At 74.0% G+C, this 19,209-nt stretch carries 15 protein-coding genes and 1 pseudogene; 1 reads left to right on the top strand and 15 read right to left on the bottom strand.

Annotation, left to right across the window (positions count from 1 at the left end; all coding sequences use genetic code 11):
• Window positions 1-54: 54 nt before the first annotated feature.
• Window positions 55-156, top strand: a pseudogene (locus ITI46_RS34835) (SAM-dependent methyltransferase); the annotation flags it as partial.
• Here the strand turns inward: ITI46_RS34835 and ITI46_RS16005 are convergent.
• The 15 genes from ITI46_RS16005 to ITI46_RS15935 form a co-directional block, all read right to left on the bottom strand.
• Window positions 153-524 (bottom strand): DUF4260 family protein, encoded by a 372-nt coding sequence (locus ITI46_RS16005; protein WP_209240229.1) that lies wholly within the window; start codon window positions 522-524, stop codon window positions 153-155. The pseudogene ITI46_RS34835 and the gene ITI46_RS16005 sit on opposite strands and share 4 nt — an antisense overlap.
• Entirely contained in the window at window positions 521-1,651 is a 1,131-nt protein-coding gene (locus tag ITI46_RS16000; protein WP_209240228.1) for an alpha/beta hydrolase, read from the bottom strand. Before ITI46_RS16000 ends, ITI46_RS16005 begins: the two co-directional genes overlap by 4 nt.
• Window positions 1,648-2,961, bottom strand: coding sequence for an FAD-dependent monooxygenase (locus ITI46_RS15995; RefSeq protein WP_209240227.1), 1,314 nt, complete (start codon window positions 2,959-2,961; stop codon window positions 1,648-1,650). Before ITI46_RS15995 ends, ITI46_RS16000 begins: the two co-directional genes overlap by 4 nt.
• On the bottom strand, window positions 2,951-3,820 hold the full coding sequence (locus ITI46_RS15990) for a 4'-phosphopantetheinyl transferase superfamily protein (protein WP_209240226.1): 870 nt from the start codon (window positions 3,818-3,820) through the stop codon (window positions 2,951-2,953). The genes ITI46_RS15995 and ITI46_RS15990 overlap by 11 nt, the downstream gene beginning before the upstream one ends.
• Before the next feature lie 114 nt (window positions 3,821-3,934).
• Window positions 3,935-4,162 (bottom strand): acyl carrier protein, encoded by a 228-nt coding sequence (locus ITI46_RS15985; RefSeq protein WP_209240225.1) that lies wholly within the window; start codon window positions 4,160-4,162, stop codon window positions 3,935-3,937.
• Window positions 4,163-4,206: 44 nt separating this feature from the next.
• Complete coding sequence (locus ITI46_RS15980) at window positions 4,207-5,265, bottom strand: 3-oxoacyl-ACP synthase III family protein (protein ID WP_209240224.1); 1,059 nt, start codon at window positions 5,263-5,265, stop codon at window positions 4,207-4,209.
• On the bottom strand, window positions 5,265-8,270 hold the full coding sequence (locus ITI46_RS15975) for a type I polyketide synthase (RefSeq protein WP_209240223.1): 3,006 nt from the start codon (window positions 8,268-8,270) through the stop codon (window positions 5,265-5,267). Before ITI46_RS15975 ends, ITI46_RS15980 begins: the two co-directional genes overlap by 1 nt.
• Before the next feature lie 2 nt (window positions 8,271-8,272).
• Entirely contained in the window at window positions 8,273-8,611 is a 339-nt protein-coding gene (locus tag ITI46_RS15970; protein ID WP_209240222.1) for an acyl carrier protein, read from the bottom strand.
• 34 nt (window positions 8,612-8,645) lie between these two features.
• Entirely contained in the window at window positions 8,646-10,469 is a 1,824-nt protein-coding gene (locus ITI46_RS15965; RefSeq protein ID WP_209240221.1) for an acyl-CoA dehydrogenase family protein, read from the bottom strand.
• Window positions 10,463-12,238, bottom strand: coding sequence for an acyl-CoA dehydrogenase family protein (locus tag ITI46_RS15960; RefSeq protein ID WP_209240220.1), 1,776 nt, complete (start codon window positions 12,236-12,238; stop codon window positions 10,463-10,465). Before ITI46_RS15960 ends, ITI46_RS15965 begins: the two co-directional genes overlap by 7 nt.
• A complete protein-coding gene (locus ITI46_RS15955; protein ID WP_209240219.1) occupies window positions 12,235-14,031 on the bottom strand; it encodes a fatty acyl-AMP ligase in 1,797 nt (598 codons plus the stop codon). The genes ITI46_RS15960 and ITI46_RS15955 overlap by 4 nt, the downstream gene beginning before the upstream one ends.
• A 372-nt stretch (window positions 14,032-14,403) precedes the next feature.
• Window positions 14,404-16,230, bottom strand: a complete 1,827-nt coding sequence (locus ITI46_RS15950) for a glycoside hydrolase family 15 protein (protein ID WP_209240218.1) — start codon at window positions 16,228-16,230, stop codon at window positions 14,404-14,406.
• 160 nt (window positions 16,231-16,390) lie between these two features.
• Window positions 16,391-17,821 (bottom strand): lanthionine synthetase LanC family protein, encoded by a 1,431-nt coding sequence (locus ITI46_RS15945; protein WP_209240217.1) that lies wholly within the window; start codon window positions 17,819-17,821, stop codon window positions 16,391-16,393.
• 180 nt (window positions 17,822-18,001) lie between these two features.
• Window positions 18,002-18,163 carry a hypothetical protein gene (locus tag ITI46_RS15940; protein ID WP_209240216.1) on the bottom strand — a complete coding sequence of 54 codons (162 nt, stop codon included), beginning with the start codon at window positions 18,161-18,163 and terminating at the stop codon, window positions 18,002-18,004.
• A 55-nt stretch (window positions 18,164-18,218) separates the two neighbouring features.
• Window positions 18,219-19,209, bottom strand: a 991-nt coding sequence (locus ITI46_RS15935; RefSeq protein WP_209240215.1) for a lantibiotic dehydratase, incomplete at its 5' end; no start/stop codon positions are given.

Raw genomic sequence — 19,209 nt, 5'->3', positions numbered from 1 at the left:
GTTGCCGAGCAGGTGCGGCCCGGCGGACTGGTCGCCGCCGCAGGCATCAACCGACTGTTCGAGTCGGCGCTGACGGCAGCGAGGATGGCCGAGCCCTATCCGGAGTTGCTGGCCGCCAGCTCACACCTGCTCGCTGTGAGGCGGCGCAACAGCTAGAGCCGCGAGCCGTCCGACGCACGCGGGCCGTAGCCGAAGGCGCGGTCCACCGCGATGTGCGCCGCCCAGCCGCACGCGGCGACGGCCATCGTCCGGCTGGCCAGCATGCGGGCGGCACCGAAAAGCACAAGTGGGACGCCCGGGGAGTGCAGCACGTTGTAGGGGCGGACCGCATGGCGCGGGAGGGGGTCGAAGGCGGTGCGGGCGGAGGTGATCCCGTAGAGGAGGGCGAGGTCGGGAGCGACCGCGCAGGTCCACAGCGTGCGGCTGCGGGGCCCGCCCAGCCGTGCGCCCGCGCAGAGCGCCACCGCGCCGACGGTGCCGCTGAAGGCCCGCCCCCAAGAGCTGTGCCAGCTCCAGCCGTTCATGTCCGTACCCTCCCCCGGGCGCCGGCCCGGCGCGTCCCGAGCAGTCCGGCGGCGGCGCCCAGTGCCGTGCGGCGGACCGGGTGGACGCCCAGGTCGCGCAGCGCGGAGCCGAGCAGCAGCGGGCGGACGCGGGCCAGATGGGCGGGGGCGCCGTGCTCGTCGTCGACCATCAGGAACCGCCGCCGCGCGGCTGGGTTCCGGGCCAGGGCCGCGGCGTCGCTGAGCGGGACGATGTCGTCCCGCAGCGCGGCGACGTAGGTGACGGGCAGCGGCGTCAGCCGGTCCAGCTCGTCCGGGGTCAGCGCCCACTCCGCCAGCTCGGCCGGCGGGTTGCCGGTGAGCCGCGTCAGCGTGTGGACCGTCGTCGCGGGGAGCCCGCTGTGCCAGTTGCGGTCGCGGAAGAAGTGCCGTACGGGGGCGCCCACCGTGGAGACGCCCACCAGGCGGCGGTCCGTCAGCGCGGCCCGCAGCGCGAGATGGCCGCCGAAGCTGAGGGCGACGGCGTGGGTGCGGCCGACGTCGGCGCGGTCCGCGAGCCGGTCGAGGAGCGCGCCGACCATGGCGGGCGCTGCGGCGTCGTAGGGCAGGGTGTTCTCGCCCACGCCGGGCAACTCCGTGACGGCGACGGCGCAGCCCAGTGCCGTGGCGCGGGCCAGCAGCGGTGCCCACTGCTCCTTGACGGAGACGATGCCGCCGCACACCAGGATCAGCGGCCTGGGCGACGGCCGGGAGAGGCCGGCCGTCCACGCCGTGAACTTGCCGGGAAGGTGGGGGAGTTGGACTTCGATGCGGCCGATTCCGGGGTAGGTGGACCGCCAGTGGTCGAAGGAGCGGACGCACAGCCGCTGAGCCCGCTCGCGCGCCGCCCCGTCCACCGAGGGAAAGCGGGCCAGCGCGTAGTGGCGGGCGGCGTCCAGATGGCGGCCGCGGGCGGCGAGCGCGTCCCCGGCGTGGCTCCAGACAGCGGGCCAGGAGTCGGCGCCGTCGCCGTGTGCCGTACGGATACGGGAGAGCACGGCGCGGCAGCGGGCGGCCGGGATGCCCTGGGCGCGGGCGTGCAACGGTGCGAGCGCGCGGAGTTCGGCGAGCGACGGCGCTCCGGTGGACAGTGCTCCAGTGCCGCTCATGCGGGTGTCACCTCGCTCGGGCTGCTGTGCGCCGCTTCCGGCGGTGCGCTCGGGCTCTGGCCGGGGAAGTAGGCCGGGGCCAGCACCCGGCGCCGCAGCGCTGGGCTGGCGTCCAGGGCGCGGTAGAGGGTGCGGCGCAGCGCGGTGGCGGGGGGCGAGGTCAGGGTGAACATCCGCTCCTGCCGCAGCTGGAGGGCGCGCGAGCGGCGTACGTCCGGCTCCCGGCGGCGCTGGAAGAGCTGGAGGGCCGTGGTGAGGGCACGGTTGCGGGCCCGCCGGTCGCGGCTCAGCGCCTCGGCGACCAGTGGCGCCAGCTCGACGGCGTCGGCCAGCGCGTGGTTGACGCCCTGGCCGAGGACGGGCGAGAGGGTGTGCGCCGCGTCGCCGAGCAGGACGACGCCGGGCGCCGACCAGCGCGGCACCTCGGTGGTGAAGATGTCCAGCAGCGCGGTGTCCGACCAGTTGCGCACCCCCTCGCGGGCCGACTCGGCCGCTTCCGGGGCCAGTTGGGCGAGCCGGGTGTGCAGCAGGCCGAGGCCGCCGGCGCGCAGCTCCCGCAGTCCGCCCTTGGGGATGTTGAGGCCGACCCTGACCGTGCCGTCCGTACTGGGCAGGAACAGACCGTGGCTGCCGCCGGCGATCCGCACCCGGTAGGCGCGCCGGTCCCAGCCGGCGGGGGTGGGCAGCTTCAGCCACACCACGTCCCGCTCCAGCGGCAGCTGCCGCGCCCGTTCGGCCAGCCCGCTCAGCCGTCGTACGGCGCTGAAGCGGCCGTCAGCGCCGACGGTCAGCGCCGCGCTGATCCGCACCGTCCCGCCCGGTGTGCTCGCCCGTACGCCCGTCACCGCCGGGCCCTCCACCAGCAGGCCGACCACCGTGGCGGGTTCCAGCACGGTGCAGGTGCCCGGCTGCGAGCCCGTCGGCTCGGCGAGCGCCGCCAGCAGGGTGGGCTGGGCGAGCTCCACGGGGTGCCGGTAGCGGTAGGGGAAGTCGGCGAACCGTACGCCGAGCACCCGGTGGCCCGCGTCCTCGATCTCCAGCCGGTCCACCCGGTGCGCGGCCTCCCGCACCCGCTCCCAGACGCCGAGTCCGGCCAGCAGCCGCACCCCGTCGGGTGAGAGGGACTCGCCCCGGAAGGCGGGGCCCGTGCCGCGGGCCGGGTTCCGCTTCTCCAGCAGGACGACGTCGCAGCCCAGCCGGGTCAGCGCCAGTGCCAGGGCGCGGCCGCCGGGTCCGCCGCCGACCACGCATACGTCGGCGCTCAGCGCGCGCGTGCCGGCGTCGCCCTCTCGGGGCTTCTCACTCGCCACGGTCGCCCTCCCCCGTCCCGTCCACCAGTGCCGCTATGAGGCCCGCATCCAGCATCGTGGCCGCCGCCGTGTCGTCCGTATCGCCGAAGCCCGCGTCGAAGAGGGCGACGCTGACGGTGTAGGCACGGTCGATCAGACAGGTGTGGAACGCCCATTCCGCGCCGGTGCCGGGCGCGCCGTCGGGCCGCAGCACCTGCACGTTGCGGTCCTGCGGGCTGAAGCCGAACTCGGTGAAGCGGAACCGCATGCCCTGTCCGATGGCCTTGCTGTACGCCTCCTTCAGCGTCCACAGCCGCACCAGCGCGGCGTTGCGCCGCTCCTCGGCGATCTGCGCCAGGGTGCGGCGCTCGTACGGCGTACAGACCTGGTTCTCGGTGCCCAGGCCCAGCATCGGGCGGTCCTTGGCCTCCGCGTCCACCCCGATCCAGCCGCGTCGGGTGAGCCCTACGAGCAGCAGGTCCTCGGTGTGGCTGAGGCTGATGTCGATCTGGTCGAGGCCGCGCAGATAGGGGCGTCCGCCGGGCTTGTACGCCAGCTCGACGGTCTCGGGGGCCGCCTCGATGACCGCGCACGCCACATGTTTGAGCAGCAGCCGGGACGCCACGAAGCGGGCCCGCACCTGCGGGTGGGTCATCTTCCGGAAGCGGGCGTGGTCCGGGCCCAGCAGCGGCCGCAGCCGCGGGTCCTCCAGATCGTCGGGCAGCCACTGCGCCAACCGCGCGTGCACGATGACGCTGCCGTGGCGCTCGACGGCCTCACGGACCCGCTCCCAGGGTCCCTCCGGTCCGCTCACCCGCACCGGCCGGGCGAAGGTCTCCGCCGTCCGCTCGTCCGCCGCGGGGCCCAAGGTGATCGCCATGCCAGCCCTCCAGGCGTGTCACCACGCCGTCGAGTACGTCCGCCGCACGGTGACCCGGCGAGTTCACCGCGGGCGTGCCCGGCAGTGCCTGCCGGACGGCCGGGGCGCGCGCGGTCATGTGCCCACCGCCACGGCCCAGATGTCGCGCAGGCTGCGTGCCCGGAGTACGGCGTCCACCGCCACCGGCCGGCCCAGCTCCTGCTCCAGCAGCGCGACCAGCCGCAGCAGGTGGACGGAGTCCCACTCGGCCAGCTCGGTCAGCTCCGCTTCCGCGTCGGTGGCCGCGAGCGCCGTTCCGAGGTGCGTATTGGCGAGTTCGATCAGTTCTTCGACGGTGCGCATCCCGTCGCCTCCCCTCCTCTCCCGTCTGCTCGCACCCGGTCCCCTCACGCATCGGGTGCCTCTCGCGGTGCTTCCACGGTGAAGCCGGCCCGGATCCATTTGCTGGACTCGACGGCCAGCGTCAACGCGCGCTGTGCCGGGGTGAGGCGGGGCAGCAGGCGATCGAGCTGGAGGAAGACCAGCGCGTTGCCGTTGTTGCCGGTCTCCGCGACACAGGAGACCGCCTCCCACTCGAATCCCTGGCCCAGCTCACTCGTGATCCGCTCGGTCATCCGGCCACTGAGCTGCGGCGGAAGGAGGTAGTCGACGGACTCGGGGCGCCATCCCGAGGCGGTGAGCAGCGTGTCGCGCAGCTCGCGGGCCAGCACCGGAACCCGCTGCTCCACCGCCTTGTAGTCCTCCGTCACGGCCGGACGCGGCAGACCTCCGGCCCGCAGATCGGCGGCGCCGAACCACTCGACGCGCTGTCCCGGCGGCAGTCCCGGGCCCGCCAGCCGGTGTTCGAGATGGGTGAGCACCGCGCGGGTGCCGGGGCGCGGTGTGCCGCTGACCACGGCGGCGCCGGCGCCGTCGCCGAACAGTACGTAGTTGACCAGCGCGCCCGGCGGCAGTTCCCGGAAGTCCTGGGCCAGGTCCAGGTGTTTGCTGCACACGTCGCCGCCGACCACCAGGCCCAGTGCGGACTCGCCGGCCGACAGCATGGCCCGGGCCACGGCGAACGCCTGTACGGCGCCCCCGCAGCCGGACTGCAGCTGGTAGGCGGCGGCGCCCTCGATGCCGAGCCGGTCGGCCAGCAGCGCGGCGTTGGTGGGCATCAGGGCGTCCGGGGTGGCCGTCGCCAGCACGATGAAACCGATCTCGGACGGCTCGGCGCCGGCGTCGGCCAGCGCACGGTCGGCCGCGTCGGTGCACAGGTCCTCCAGGGTCCAGCGGGCCCTGCCGGTGTCCAGGTCCACCGCGAAGTGCCGGGTCCTGGTGCCGATGAACGTCTCCACCCATGCGGAGGGGATGCCGAGCCGGTGCGAGAGCCGGTCGTTGCCGACCGGCTCGCCGGGGAGGGCGGTGCCGGTGCCCAGCAGATACGTGGAGGGGGTGCCCGCCATCACACGGCCGCCGGTGTCAGCAGGCCGCGGAGATAGGCGGCGAGGGTGCCGATGCTCACCAGGCTGGGGAGCATCTCGGGCATGGACAGTTCGCCCAGTTCCGGAAAGCGGGCCTCCAGGCGGTACTTGAGCTCCATGAGCATGACGGAGTCGAAGCCCAGGTCGTCGTAGAAGCGCACGCTCTCGTCCAGCGCTGTGGGTGTCCCGCCGGTGATCTCGGCCACGACGGCCCGGATCCCGGGGAGGGGGTGCCCCTGGGTGTTGGTTGCGGGCTGCGGGTTGGTTGTGGCTTGTGGGGGTACCTCCCTGCTCGAAGAGCTTGGGGGAGCCGTTCCCCGCGCCCCTTCGGGGCGCAACTCGTACCGGACGGCCCTCTTCGCCGGGTGCGCTGATTGAAGCCAGGACCGCCAGCGCGTGGCGAAGACGTGCGGTTGCATGCGTACGGTGCGGCGGTCCGCCTCGGCGTAGAGCCGGTCCCATTCGGGGTCGAGGCCGTCCTGGTACAGGCGGGCCACCACTTCAACGAGCTGGCGGACATCCCCGAAGGGAGCCAGCGCAGCGATCCCGCGCGCGGTGGTGATCCGGCGCAGCAGGCCCGTCAGCACCGGTTTGGGGCCGATCTCCACGATGTGGGTGGGCGGTTCGGCGCACAGCGAGCCGACGGCCTCCTCGAACCGTACGGTCGCCGGAATCTGCGCCGTCCAGTATGCGGCGTCCAGCGCGGTGCCCTCGGGCAGCTGTCCGCCGTGCACGGTGGAGTGGAACGGGATCAGCGGCGGCGTCCCGGTCACGCCGTCGGCCGCCTCGGCGAAGGCGTCCAGCATCGGTTCCATCAGCGGCGAGTGGAAGGCGTGCGAGACCGTCAGCGGGGTGCAGCCGAAACCGCCCCGCTCCAGCCGCTCCCGGATCCGGGTGAGGCCGGCCAAGTCGCCGGAGAGCACGGTGGCGCCTGGGGCGTTGACGGCGGCGACCGCGCACAGCGGCTCGTCCTCGGCAAGCGCCCGCGCCTCCCGCGCGCGGGCCCGGGTGGCGAGCATGCCGCCGCCCTCGGGCAGCGCCTCCATCAGCGCACCGCGCCGGGCCACCAGGCGGGCCGCTTCGGACAGCTCCAGCCCGCCGGCGATCACCGCGGCGGCGAACTCGCCGATGCTGTGCCCGATCACCGCGCACGGGCGCACGCCCAGCTCGGTCAGGGTTCTGGCCAGCGCGTACTCCACGGCGAACAGCGCGGGCTGGGTGACGCCGGTACGGTGCACGCGCTCGCTGCCGTCCAGGATCAGCTCGTGCACCGGCTCCCCGGTCCAGGGGCGCAGCGCGGCCGAGGCGTCCTGGAGGAAGCCGCGGTAGAGCGGCGATCCCGCGTACAGCGCGGCCGTCATCCCGGGGTACTGCGCGCCCTGCCCGGTGAACGCGAAGGCCACCATGGGTTCCTCGGCGGCGACCACCGGTTCCGGCATCGAACCGGCCGCCGTCCCCAGCTCCTCGGCCAGCTCCCCCGGGGTGTCGGCCACCACGGCGAACCGGCACGGCTGTGCGGAGCGCACGCGGTTGCTCGTACGGCACAGCGCCGCCAGGTCCCGGGCGGCGGTCGCCTCGGCTGCCGCCGCCTGGACGCGGAGGTTGTCGCGCAGCGCCTCGGGGGTGTCGGCGGAGAGGGTGAAGACGCCGGGCGCCGACTCGGATGCCGGTTCGTCGCCGGGGGGTGTGTGCGGGGCCGGGCCGAGTACGAGGTGCGCGTTGGTGCCGCCCATGCCGAAGCTGGAGACGCCGACGCGGCAGTCCGGCCCCTCGGCGGCCAGCTGGAGCGGTTCGGTCACCAGCTCCATCTGCCGGGTGGACAGTCTCAGTTGGCCGTTCTCGGTGCCCGCCCATGGCCCGGGCGGCACGGTGCCGTGGTGCAGTGCCAGTACCGCTTTGACCAGGCCCGCCATACCCGCTGCACCCTCCGTGTGGCCGATGGCGGCCTTGACCGAGCCGAGCGCGAGCGGCGTGCTGCGCGGGCACTGGCGGGCGCCCAGCGCGTCGTCGAGGGCGAGCACTTCGATCAGGTCGCCGAGCGCGGTGCCGGTGCCGTGGGCCTCGACGTAGCGGATCTGGCCCGGCTCGGCTCCCGCGCGCAGCCGCGCGGCGGTGACCACCTCCCGCTGGGCCGCGCGGTGCGGCGCCATGATGCCGTTGCTGCGCCCGTCCTGGTTGACGGCGCTGCCGTGGACGACCGCGTACACCGGGTCGCCGTGCCGTACCGCCTCGTCCAGCCTGCGCAGCGCCACCACGCCCACGCCCTCGCCGCGTCCGATGCCGTCGGCCTCGGCGGCGAACGGCTTGCAGCGTTGGTCGGCGGCTGCGAGACCGGCCTGCTGGTAGATCCGGTCCAGCGCGGTGCCGATGACGACGTTGACGCCGCAGGCCAGCGCCAGGTCGCACTCGTCGGTCAGCAGCGCGTTGCAGGCCAGGTGCACGGCCACCAGCGACGAGGAGCAGGCGGTGTCCACGGTGAGGCTGGGGCCGCGCAGATCGAGCTGGTAGGCGAGCCGGTTGGCGAGCATCGAGCGCCCGCTGCCGGTGCCGGTGCGGGGGGTGATGCCCGCGGGGTCGGCCAGCGACAGCCGTGCCCAGTCGTCGGACATCGCACCGACGTAGGTCCCGGTGCGGCTGCCCGCCAGCTCGTGCGGCGGCACCCCGCAGTCCTCGACGGCCCGCCAGGCGCACTGGAGCAGCAGCCGCTGCTGCGGGTCCATCGCGCTGGCCTCGGCTGGTGAGATGCCGAGGAAGCCGGGGTCGAAGGCGTCGGCGTCGGCGAGGAACGCGCCCTTGGCCCCGGCGCGGAACCGGGACGGCGGCGGGCTGCCGACGGCGTGCGCCGTGCCGTTCAGCAGCCGCCAGTACGCGGCCGGGTCCGGTGCCCCGGGAAAGGCACAGTCCAGGCCGACGACGGCGACGGCACGCGAACTCGGCTGCGGCGCCGGGCCGGTTGCCGGGCCGGTTGCCGGGTCGGGGCGCGGCATCGTCACACCTCCGCTGATCCGTCGGCGCGTGCGGGGCCGCCGCTGCGCGCGTACTCGTCGGCGAGGCAGCGGGCCAGTGCCTCGACGGTGGGGTGGTCCCAGGCGACGGTGGGCTCCAGGTAGAGCGCGAACTCGTCCTCGATGTCGCCGTAGAGGCTCAGCGCGGCCACCGAGTCCAGGCCGTACTCCGCGAACGGCGTCCGCGGGTCGATGTCCTCGGCGCTGCGGCCCAGGAACTCCGCCAGCCGGCCGGTCAGCCAGCGCGCGAACTCCCGCTCCCCCAGCGGCGCACGGCGCCCCGGCGGTTCGGGGACGTGAGCTCCGATCGGTTGCGGCACCATGGCATGCTCCTCGTCCTGCTGCTCGTCCTGCGCCTCAGCCGGCGAGCGGGGTGTCGTACAGGTCGTAGCTGCGGGCCTCGTGGTACCGCGACAGCACCTCGTCCAGCAGGTGTTCCTCCCAGTCGGCGGGCAGCTTGGGCAGCGGGCGGCCGAGCCGCTTGGCGATCCTGGTCAGTGCGACGGTCAGCCACACCGGGGAGGCGAGGAAGTCCGTCGAGGCGGCGTGCGGGTCCTGCTCCCCGTCCGGGCCGCGGGCGGGGCGCTGGTTGCGCCACACGCCCAGACAGGCCGCCGCCGCGAGGAGCAGCGCGTAGCGGTCGGCGCCCGCGTAGGCGCGGGGCGAGGCCAGTACGGTGCGGTCCTTGGCCGGCATGGCGGCGCACTCCTCCTGGAGGCCGCGCAGCTCCGCCTCCAGCTCGCCGGCCAGCGCCGCCAATGCCTCGCCGTACCCGCCGGTGCGCTCGCCGTACGCGTCGGCCAGTTCGTCGGCGGCCCCGGCCAGCGAGCACGCCAGCCCGTCGGCCGTCGCCACCAGCTCCAGCCGCGCGGGGTCCAGCGGCGGCAGCGGGCCGCGGATCCGGAAGAGACCGTCGGGCGCGGGTGGCCCTGTGAACCAGGCGGTGCGGGCCAGCCGGGGCAGCTGCGGGATGATCGTCGCCTGGCAGGCCGCGGTGCCGGCGTGGCCCAGGCTGATCATCGGCAGGTCCCGCACATGCTTCTGGAAGGCGCCGTATTCGCCGCCGCGCACATAGAAGTTGGCGCCCAGCACGACGGACAGGTCGTAAGTAGTCTCCGTCAGCAGCTTGGGCAGCAGATACTTCACGGCCGCCGCGTACACGCTGGTCTCGGCGGGCAGCAGATGCACCGCGCGGGTGGCGGCCAGCGCCAGGCAGTCGCAGATCAGCAGATCGGTGAAGGCGCCGACCAGGGTGGCGCGGGCGTGCGGGATCTCCAGCACCGAGCGCTGGTACAGCTGCCGGTTCAGCGCGAAGCTCACCGCCGTGCGCAGCGCGGTGTCGCCGCCGCCCAGGATCATCGACGGTACGACGCTGCGGGTGATCTGGAAGGAGCGCAGCGCCAGTTCCACACCGTCACCCAGCTCCCCGACGAGCGCGTCGCCCGGCACGGGGCAGCCGGTGAACTCGATGCCGGCGTTCTGGCAGCCGCGTACGCCGACGGTCGCGTAGCGCGGCAGATAGCGCAGACGCCCCTCCGGGAGCCGGTCTTTCTCGACCAGCAGCACGGAGTGGCTGCGGCTGCCCGCCGCGTCGTCGGTGCGGCTGAAGAGGACCAGCGCCTCGGCGCGTACGACGTTGTTGATGACCTGCTTGACGCCGTCGAGCAGGAAGCCGCCGTCGGCGGTGGGAGTGGCGCGGAACTCGTTGCGTACGAAGTCGTTGCCGTGCGCCAGCTCGTGGTACGCGATGGCCAGCCGCCCGCCGCCCAGCAGCAGTTCGGCCACCCGGCGGCGCTGCTCCCCGGTGCCGGCCGCCCATACGGCGATCGCGGCGAGGAAGGAGGTGGCGCCGTAGCCGAGCCCCAGGCTGGCGTCCCTGCGGAAGACGGCCCGCAGCACCCGGCCCATGGTGTCGACCCGCTCCAGCCTGCCGCCCCACTCGCGCGGCACGAACTCGGCGTTCAGCTGGAAGCCGGCCAGTACGTCCTCGGCCTCGGCGAGCAGCTCGCCTCGCTCGTCGGCGTCGAGCAGCGCGGTGATTCCCAGCGGGTTGTCCGGGTCGTACGGATCGCCGAAGCGGCGTTCCAGGTCGGCGATCCGGTGCTGGATGCGGAGCTCCTCTTCGGCCCCGTCACCGGTGGCTTGCCAGGTGCTCTCAGTGCCCTCGGCCGGCGTCAGCATGGCGGTCCCTCTGCTATGCGGCACGGGAGCAACGAGAACAGCTCCCCCGCCGCGTACTGTGCGGCCATCCGTTCCAGCAGCCGCTCGTACAGCGGCTGCCGCGCCTCCTCCTCCACCCCCCAGGGCCGCGGCAGCGGCCCTGTACTGCCTGGTACAGCCTCCTCCAGCGCGCTCGAGAGCCGGTCCAGGACCGCATGGAGCCACAGCGGCGACGCCTGGCTGTTGTGCCGCCACAGCCCCACCGCGCAGGCGGCGGCGAAGCAGTTGCTGTAGCCGCGCGCCAGCTCGAAGCTCTCGGCGGGCGCCCCGCCGGGCAGCAGCCGGGCCGCACCCATCCGGGCGTGCAGCTCCCCGCAGGCGGACGTCAGGGTGCGTGCGGAGCGAGCCGCGGGCTCCAGCCGCGCGTCCCCGGCGGCGGCGCGCTCCAGAGCCGCCGTGTTCCCCGGCAGCGAGGCCATCAGCGAGCTGCCGTGCCGGGCCAGCAACCTCAGCCGGTCAGGCCGCAGCTGAGGCAGCCCGCCCCCCAGGGAGAAGGTGCCGGCCTCCCGGTCCGGCCGCGCGGCGCGGGCGGTGAACTCGCGGGCCAGCGTGCGGAACTGGGCGGTGAGCGCGTACAGGTTCACCATGGTGTTGCCGTCGAAGATGCCCACGATGCGGTGGTCGCGCTCCAGCTTCTGGAACCGCCCGTGCGCGTGGTAGTCGGCCAGGAACGCACGCGCCCCCAGGACCCCGCGCAGCCGCAGCAGCAGCCGGTCCACCATCGTGGGCACCAGATACTTGGCGACGGCCGAGGTGACGCTCAGCTCCTCGGGGAGGGTGTGGATGCTGCGCGCCGCGACCGTGCTGAGCGCCTCGGCGGCCAGCAGATCGCCGTAGCACTCCGCCAGCGTCCGCCGCACCAGCGGCAGATCCAGCATCCGCCGCCCGTACAGCTCCCGTTCGGCGGCGAAGGCGTGGGCGAGCCGCAGCCCGTGGTCGGCTGCGCCCAGCGAGAGCGCCGTGCACAGCGAGCGGGTGATCTGGAGCGCCTTCAGTACGGTTTCGGGCCCCTCGCCCTCCCGGCCCACCAGGCAGTCGCGGCCCACCGGCGCCCCGTCGAAGGAGATGCCGCTGATGTCGGCGCCCCGGATGCCGAGCGTGGGCACCTTGGGCAGGGTGCGGAAGGTGCCGGCCGGCAGCTCCGCCTTGTCGACGAGCAGCAGGCTGAAGCCGCGCGGGCCGCCCTCGGGTGCCGTACGGGCCAGCAGGCAGACGAGCCGGCCGCGGGTGGCGTTGTTGATGAGCCACTTCTCGCCGGTGATGCGGTAACCGCAGGGCGTCGGCTCGGCGACGACCTCGCCGGCCAGCAGGTCGCTGCCGTGGGCGCGTTCGGTCAGCCCGAGCGAGACCGGCTCCCCCGCACGCACCAGCTCCGCCAGCCGCGCTGCCCCGGCGCCCTCCTCGGCGACCCAGATGCACACGGCGCCGAGAAAGGTCTTGCCGTGGCCCACCGCCGTGGTCAGATCCCGCCGGGCGAGGGTACGGACCAGCTCCAGCAGCTGCGGCAGGCAGGTGAGGGTGCCGCCGTACTGCGCCGGCACGTAGTAGTGCTGGACGCCCAGGCTGTCCAGCGCCGCGCAGGCCGCGGAGGGGAACTCCTCGGCCGCGTCCTCGCGGGCTGCGGTGGCGTAGCCGAGCGGTCCTTCGGCGTCGTGGGGGTCGCCGAGCCAGGCGTCCAGCCGTTCGGCCAGCGGCCGGCGCGCGGCGGACTCCCCGGGCAGCACCGTCACCCTCGCTCCCCGGCGCCGCGGCGGCTGCCCGCGCGGGCGTCGGCTCCGGCGTCGACGAGCTTGCGCACCTCGGGCGCGACCACCTCGTGCAGCGGCTGGATCTGCCCCTCGAGGAACATCTGCCGCATGGCGCGGCGCTGGAGCTTGCCGCTGGTGGTCCTGCGTACGGTGCCGGGGCGCACCAGCAGCACGTTCTCGGCCGCGACCTCGAACTCCCGGGCCACACACTGCTGCACGTCAGCCGCCAGTGACGCCAGCTGGGTGTCGTAGTTGCGGCTGGTGCGCACCTCCTGGACGACGACCACGTGGTCGCGGTCGGACTCCACGGAGAACGCGGCTCCGGAGCCGAACAGCGCGCTGACCTGCTGCACGCTGCGTTCGATGTCCTGCGGGTACAGATTCCGCCCGGCGACGATCATGATGTCCTTCAGCCGTCCGGTGACGAACAGCTCCCCGTGGTCCAGCGCGCCCAGGTCCCCGGTGCGCAGAAACCCCTCGGCGCCGTCCGCCGTGCTGGCGCGGAAGGCGTGCGCGTTGTCCAGCGGGCGGTTCCAGTAGCCGTGCGCCACGCTGTCGCCGCGCACCCACACCTCGCCGACCCGCCCGTCCGGCAGCTGCGTGTGGGACTCCGGGTCGACGATCCGCACCTCGCAGCCGCGCGGAATGCCCGAACTGGCCAGGGTGCGGCCCGGCCTGCCCGCGCGGGCCGCGCACAGGGAGTGGCGCTCCAGGTCGCCCACGTCGACGGTGCGCTCCAGCGCCGGGGTGCCGGGCGTGCCCCCGGAGACCAGCAGGGTGGACTCGGCCAGCCCGTAGCAGGGGTAGAACGCCGAGCGGCGGAACCCGGTGCAGGCGAACCGCTCGGCGAACGCGTCCATCGTCTCGGGCCGCACCGGCTCGGCCCCGTTGACGGCCGTCGTCCAGCGCGAGAGATCGAGACCCGTCAGCTGTTCGTCGGTGACGCGGCGCAGGCACAGGTCGTAGCCGAGGTTGGGGCCGCCGCCCGTGGTGATGCCGTAGTCGTCGACCATGCGCAGCCAGTTGGCCGGGCGCTTGACGAAGCTGAGCGGCGGCATCAGCACGCCCCTGCTGCCCAGCCATAACGGGTGCAGCAGATGGCCGGCCAGGCCCATGTCGTGGTGGAACGGCAGCCAGCCGCCGACCACCGAGTCGGCCGTCGTACGCATCCCCTGCCGGATGGCCTCCTGGTTGGCGAGCATGTTGCGGTGCGTCACCATGACGCCCTTGGGGTCGCTGACCGATCCCGAGGTGTACTGCAGGTAGGCCACGTCGTCCGGGAACAGCCCGGGTTCGTGCCACTCCGGTCCGCCGTCCGCGGCCGCCGCCCGGTCGGTGGCCAGGCAGACGACATCGGAGTGGCCGATGGTGGCCAGCAGTTGGGAGACGGAGGAGGCGTTCGCCGAGTCCGTCATCAGATAGCTGACGGAGGCGTCCTTGATGATGTTCGCGACGCGCTCCACGTTCTGCCGGGCGCCGCTGGGCGGCGGGGCGGGAACGGCCACGGCTCCGGCGAGCAGACAGCCGAGGAAGCTGGTGACGAACTGCGCGCCGTCGGTGTGCAGGATCAGCACCCGCTGCCCGTGGCAGCCGCGTTCCTGGAGCCAGGCGGCCAGGCGCAGGGAGCGGGTGCCCAGCTCGCCGTAGCTGAGGGGGTCGGCTTCGAGCCCGTGCCCGCCGTCCCGGCCCGCCCGGACGAACTGGTACGCGGTCGCTTCGGGCCGCTCGTGGATTCTCCGCAGTGCGAGTTCCGAGAAGTTTTCGGGCACAGCCATCTTCGCCCCCATAGCCCCGTTGGCGACCCGCGAACGGGTCATCTCTGGCCAGAGCTTGACTCGGTCCTCTCGAGTCCCCCTTTACTCGCCGTGGACCCTTTGTGGTCCCGCATGTCGATGTGCGGGGTCACCCAGATCAGACCGTAAGTGGAGAGGGCCCTCCACACTGCTGATAATGCCTTGCGCAACACAACGCCTCCCGGGGTAGGCCGACTTGGGCCCCAGCGTGAGTGCGCCCACTCGTGGACGGCTCGGGAGTGCACCGCGAAGCTCGCGGGTTAGCCATTCAGGGGCGCGGGGAACTGCGCGACCAACCACAAACCAGCCGCAGTCCGCAACGGCGGACAAGGGGCAGCCCCCTTCCCGGAACTGCTAGTCCCGCCGAAGGCGCAACGCGGCGTCGATCAGGGGGACATGGCTGAAGGCTTGGGGGAAGTTGCCGACCAGGCGCCGGCGTGCGGTGTCCCACTCCTCCGCGAGGAGGCCGAGGTCGTTGCGGAGGGCCAGCAGGCGCTCGAAGAGCCGGCGGCCCTCCGCGGGGCGGCCGATGAGGGCGAGGTCGTGCGCCAGCCAGAAGGAGCACGCGAGAAAGACACCCTCCCCGCCGGGGAGCCCGTCCCCGGCGCCGTCACCTTCGACGGCGACGGGGTAGCGGCGTACGAACCCGTCCTCGCACAGCTCCCGCTGCACCGCCTCCACCGTGCCGACGACCCGCGGGTCGTCCGGCGGCAGAAAACCCACCTGCGGTATCAGCAGCAGTGAGGCGTCCAGTTCCCGCGAGCCGTAGGACTGGGTGAAGGTGTTGCGGTCCGCGTCGTACCCCTTGGCGCACACCTCGCGGTGCACCTCGTCCCGCAGGGCACGCCACCGCGCCACGGGCCCGTCCAGGCCGAGCCGGGACAGCCGCCGCACCGTACGGTCGGCGGCCACCCATGTCATCACCTTGGAGTGGGTGAAGTGCCGTCGCGGACCGCGGACTTCCCAGATGCCCTCGTCGGGCTCGCGCCAGTTGGACTCCAGGTAGTTCATCAGTTTCATCTGGAGGATGTGGGTGCTGTCGTCGCGCACGTCGGGCGTCAGTCCTGAGGTCTGGCCGAGCCACAGCGCATCGACGACCTCGCCGTACACGTCCAGTTGGAGCTGATCAGCCGCACCGTTGCCGATACGTACCGGCCTGGAGCCCTCGTAGCCGGGCAGCCAGGCCAGTTCCGACTCGGCCAGCTCCCGCTCCCCGGCGACGCCGTACATGATCTGGAGGTTCTGCGCGTCACCGGCGACGGCCCGCAGCAGCCACTCCCGCCAGCGCCGGGCCTCCTCTCGGTACCCGGTGCGCAGCAGTGCGCCGAGTGTGATGGCCGCGTCCCGCAACCAGGTGTAGCGGTAGTCCCAGTTGCGCACCCCGCCGAGCTCCTCGGGCAGCGAGGTGGTGGGCGCGGCGACGATACCGCCGGTGGGCGCGTGGGTGAGAGCCTTGAGGGTGATGAGGGAGCGGACGACGGCCTCCCGCCAGCGGCCGGTGTAGCTGCACTGTGCCGTCCACTCCGCCCAGAACCGCTCGGTGCCGCACAGCAGTTCGTCCGCGTCCGGCCGGGGCGGCGCGGCCAGGTGCGAGGGCTGCCAGCTGAGGGCGAGCGTGACCCGTTGGCCCGCGGTGACGGTGAAGTCGGCGTGGGTGGTCAGATCGCTGCCGTACGTCTCGGCCTCGGTGTCCAGCCACAGCGAGTCGGGCCCGGCGACGGCGACGGTGCGGACCGGCGCACCTGTGGTGCGGACCGGCGCACCTGCTGTGCGGTGTACCCATGGCACGACGCGGCCGTAGCTGAACCGCATCCGCAGCGCGGAGCTCATCCGCACCCGCCCCCGCACGCCGTCCACGATCCGCACCAGGCACGGGGCCGCGTTGCGGCGCGGTGGCATGAAGTCGGTGACCCGCACGGTGCCCTCGGGGGTGTCCCACTCGGACTCCAGGATGAGTGAGTCGCCCCGGTAGCGGCGCCGGGACGCGGGTTGCCGGGTGGGTACGCGGGCGGCCGGGGCCAGCCGCCAGAAGCCGTGGTCGTCGGTGCCGAGGAGGCCCGCGAAGACCGCGGGGGAGTCGAAGCGGGGGAGGCACAGCCAGTCGACCGAGCCGTCCCTCGCGACCAGTGCGGCGGTCTGCATGTCGCCGATCAGTGCGTAGTCTTCTATGAGCGTCGCCACCACCCGGCCTCCCCGTAAGCGCCGGGTGCCAGCACAGAGTGCGGCTGTGGAGGCCCGCTTGAGCGCGGCTGGGGAGGGCGTGCCTCTTGTTGTGCGTTGCAGGCTGCGGGTGTGTTTGTGGTTGCGCGCGCAGTTCCCCGCGCCCCTGACGGGGCGCGTCTCAGCGAAGGCCCAGGCAGGGGAGCCACGCGCGGTTGCCGCCCGTCGCAGTGAGCATCGCGGCGAGGGCGCCGCCCGCGCCGTTGAGCAGGCCGCAACGCTGTTCGGCGAGGGTGGCCAACTCGTTCTCGTGCGCGGCGAGATGGTCCAGCAGCCGGCTCCGCAACTCGGTCGCGGCGGGCAGCTGCCCGTGCCGGTGCAGCGCGTCGGCGATCGCCAGCACGCCCGCGGCGCCGTGGCACAGACCGAGCCGGTCCCCTGGATGGTCCCCGAAGAGGTGATAGCCCTCGTGGAAGCCTTCGGCCAGCGAGGTGAAGGCGGCCGCCGCCCAGGCCGCCGCAGCGCTGTCAGCGAGCACGTCGGCCGCCTCCCACAGCGCCCAGGAGACACCCGGCGTGCCGTAGCACCACGCTTGACGCGCGTTCGCGCCGGGCAGCCGTGGTGCTCCGTCGGCCCCGCAGCCGTTCCACGTCCTGATGTCGCGTGCGTCCTCGAAGGACTCCGCCTCCAGCCAGCGGCAGGTGTGGGCGAGCGCGGCGGTCAGTTCGCGACGCGGCCCCAGCCACCGCACGGCCGCGCTGAGCGCCGCCGTGACGCCCGCGACGCCGTGCCCCATACCGGTGTTGATACGCCCGTGCAGCCAGCCCAGCAGCGGATGGCCGGGGTAGTGGGCGCGCAGCCCGGGGAGTTCGGGGCGGTCGCAGAGGGCTGCGAGGTGCTCGGCGTACGCTGCCGGTCCGGAATCGGCCGGGCCGGAACCGGCCGGGCCGGACACTGCCGGTCCGGCTCCGCCGCGTCCGCCGCCTCCGTTCGCACGGGGACCGGTCAGTCCCTTCCCGAAGCCCTGAGGCGCGCGGGGCACGTCGCCGACGGCCGTCACCGGCTTGCCTCTCCCACCGCCCGCTCTCTCCCGGGTACTCCGCGCCTGGCCCAGGTCCGCGATCAGCGCGAGGAGTACCCCGGACGGGCCGAGAACGAGGTCGTAGTCGGCGAACGTGACGGCACCGTAGGGCACTTGCCCACCCAGGCGCTGGTCCAGCAGCCGGTCCCGCAGCCGGTCGGCGACCGGATGCAGCGCCGGGTGCAGTACGGCCGACTGCCGCAGCCCCACCAGCGTTCCGGCGAGCCCGCCGTCGTACAGCCCCCGGTGGCTGGGTCCGCCGCCAGCCGCGCGGGCCCATACGGCACAGGCGCGGGCCGCGACCGCCGCCGCCTCGGGGCCACCTGCCGCGGCCACCTGCCGTGCGAGTACCGGGATTCCGGGGTCACCCGGATGTTCGGGCGGCGCTTCGGGGAGAGCCCCGAGGGGTTTGTCGGGCGGGCGCTGCCCCGCGGCCCGTCCGGCGCGGTCGGTCCACCGGTCGAGCGCGGTGACGGCGACCCGCAGGGCCACCGCACGGATGCCGGCGTCGGTGAGAGTGTGCTGGGTCATGCGGGTACCTCCGTCTGTCGCGGGCCGGCCGGGAAGGGGGAGCCGCCCGGCCGGGTGCCGGGCGGCTCGTGGCAACCGTCGGCCCGCTGCGGGCCGCGGAGCCGTACAGGTCAGGTCAGGTCGGGTCGGGTCAAGTCGGATCGGATCGGATCGGGTCGGGTCGGGTCGGGTCGGGTCGGGTCAGCAGATCACCGCAGTGCCGCAGATGATGACCGTGCAGAGCTGGCTGTGGTCGGCGTTCAGCGAGGACTCCGCCAGTTCGCTCTCGGTGACCCGGGCGTCGAGGCTGTCGATGAGGGTGTCGAGGTCGAGATCGGCCATCGGGGTGGTGGTGTGAGGCATGGCGAGCCCCTCCTTTCTGTGCGCTGTTCGGCGCACTGTCTGTTCACTGTTCGGTTCAGTGATGGTGTGGTGTCCGCCCCGGCATGCCGCCGCCGTCGCCTTCGGACGGCGGACAGGCGCCGGGGAGGCCGGTTGCCGCGCCGCACCAGGCGGCAGCAGCACGTTCTGCGAGCTCTTCGGGGGTACGGTCGTGCGGCAGGCGCAGCAGCAACTGGGCTGCCACGCCGAAGGGTTCGGCCGCCTGGTGCGGTGCGGGCAGCGCTTCCTCGAACACCAGGTCGGCGCCGGGCTCCGGCCGGCTCAGCCGCTCGATCGCCTGCAGCGCGGGCAGCGCCGCGAGGTCCATGGGCAGCGGCTTGGCGCCCGGGCGGGTGCGCAGATAGCCGAACCGGGGCAGCCCGGCCGACCGCCGCAGCGCGGCGAGGGCCGCCACCTTGGCGGGCTCAGGATCCGTGGCCCGCCACAGCGCGGCGCGTGGCAGCCGCCACTGCGCGGGGCTGACGACCAGCAGCCCGCCCACCGTCAGCCGCGGCACCCGCGCCGCCCCGGGGAACGCCCCGGCCAGCCCGTCCAGCCGCACCATCCGTGTCGTGGCCGGATGCCCGGCGGAGGCCAGCAGCCGCAGCAGCCGGTCGTAAGGCGGGACGGGAGCACGGGTGGCGTGGTGCACAGGCAGCAGCCGTACGCCGTCGGCTTCCGCGATCAGAACGCGTCCCTCGGCGCCCTCCCCGCCCTCGGCGCCCTCCGCGACGCGCAGCGTGATCCGGTCGAGAGGGAGATGCCGGACGGGCGGCAGCGGCGTGCTGCGCCGGCCGGCCGCGGCCGGGCGGCCGCCCTCCCGCGCGGGTCCGTAGTAGAGCGGCGTGTTGGGGTCGCCGGTGCACCAGCCGGTGGTGACCGGGCGGCGTACGGCGTTCGCGGCCGTATCGGCCAGCGGCGGGACGAGCAGTTCCACGAACCGGACGCCCGTACGCCGTTCGAAGGCGGCGAGGAAGTCGCGGTGCGCGGCCGGGTTCGGATACGCCGCCCCCGATCCGCCGTGTCCC

It is taken from the genome of Streptomyces oryzae, assembly GCF_017676365.1.
Classification (GTDB): domain Bacteria; phylum Actinomycetota; class Actinomycetes; order Streptomycetales; family Streptomycetaceae; genus Streptomyces; species Streptomyces oryzae.
This window is presented reverse-complemented; position numbering and strand designations above follow the sequence as displayed.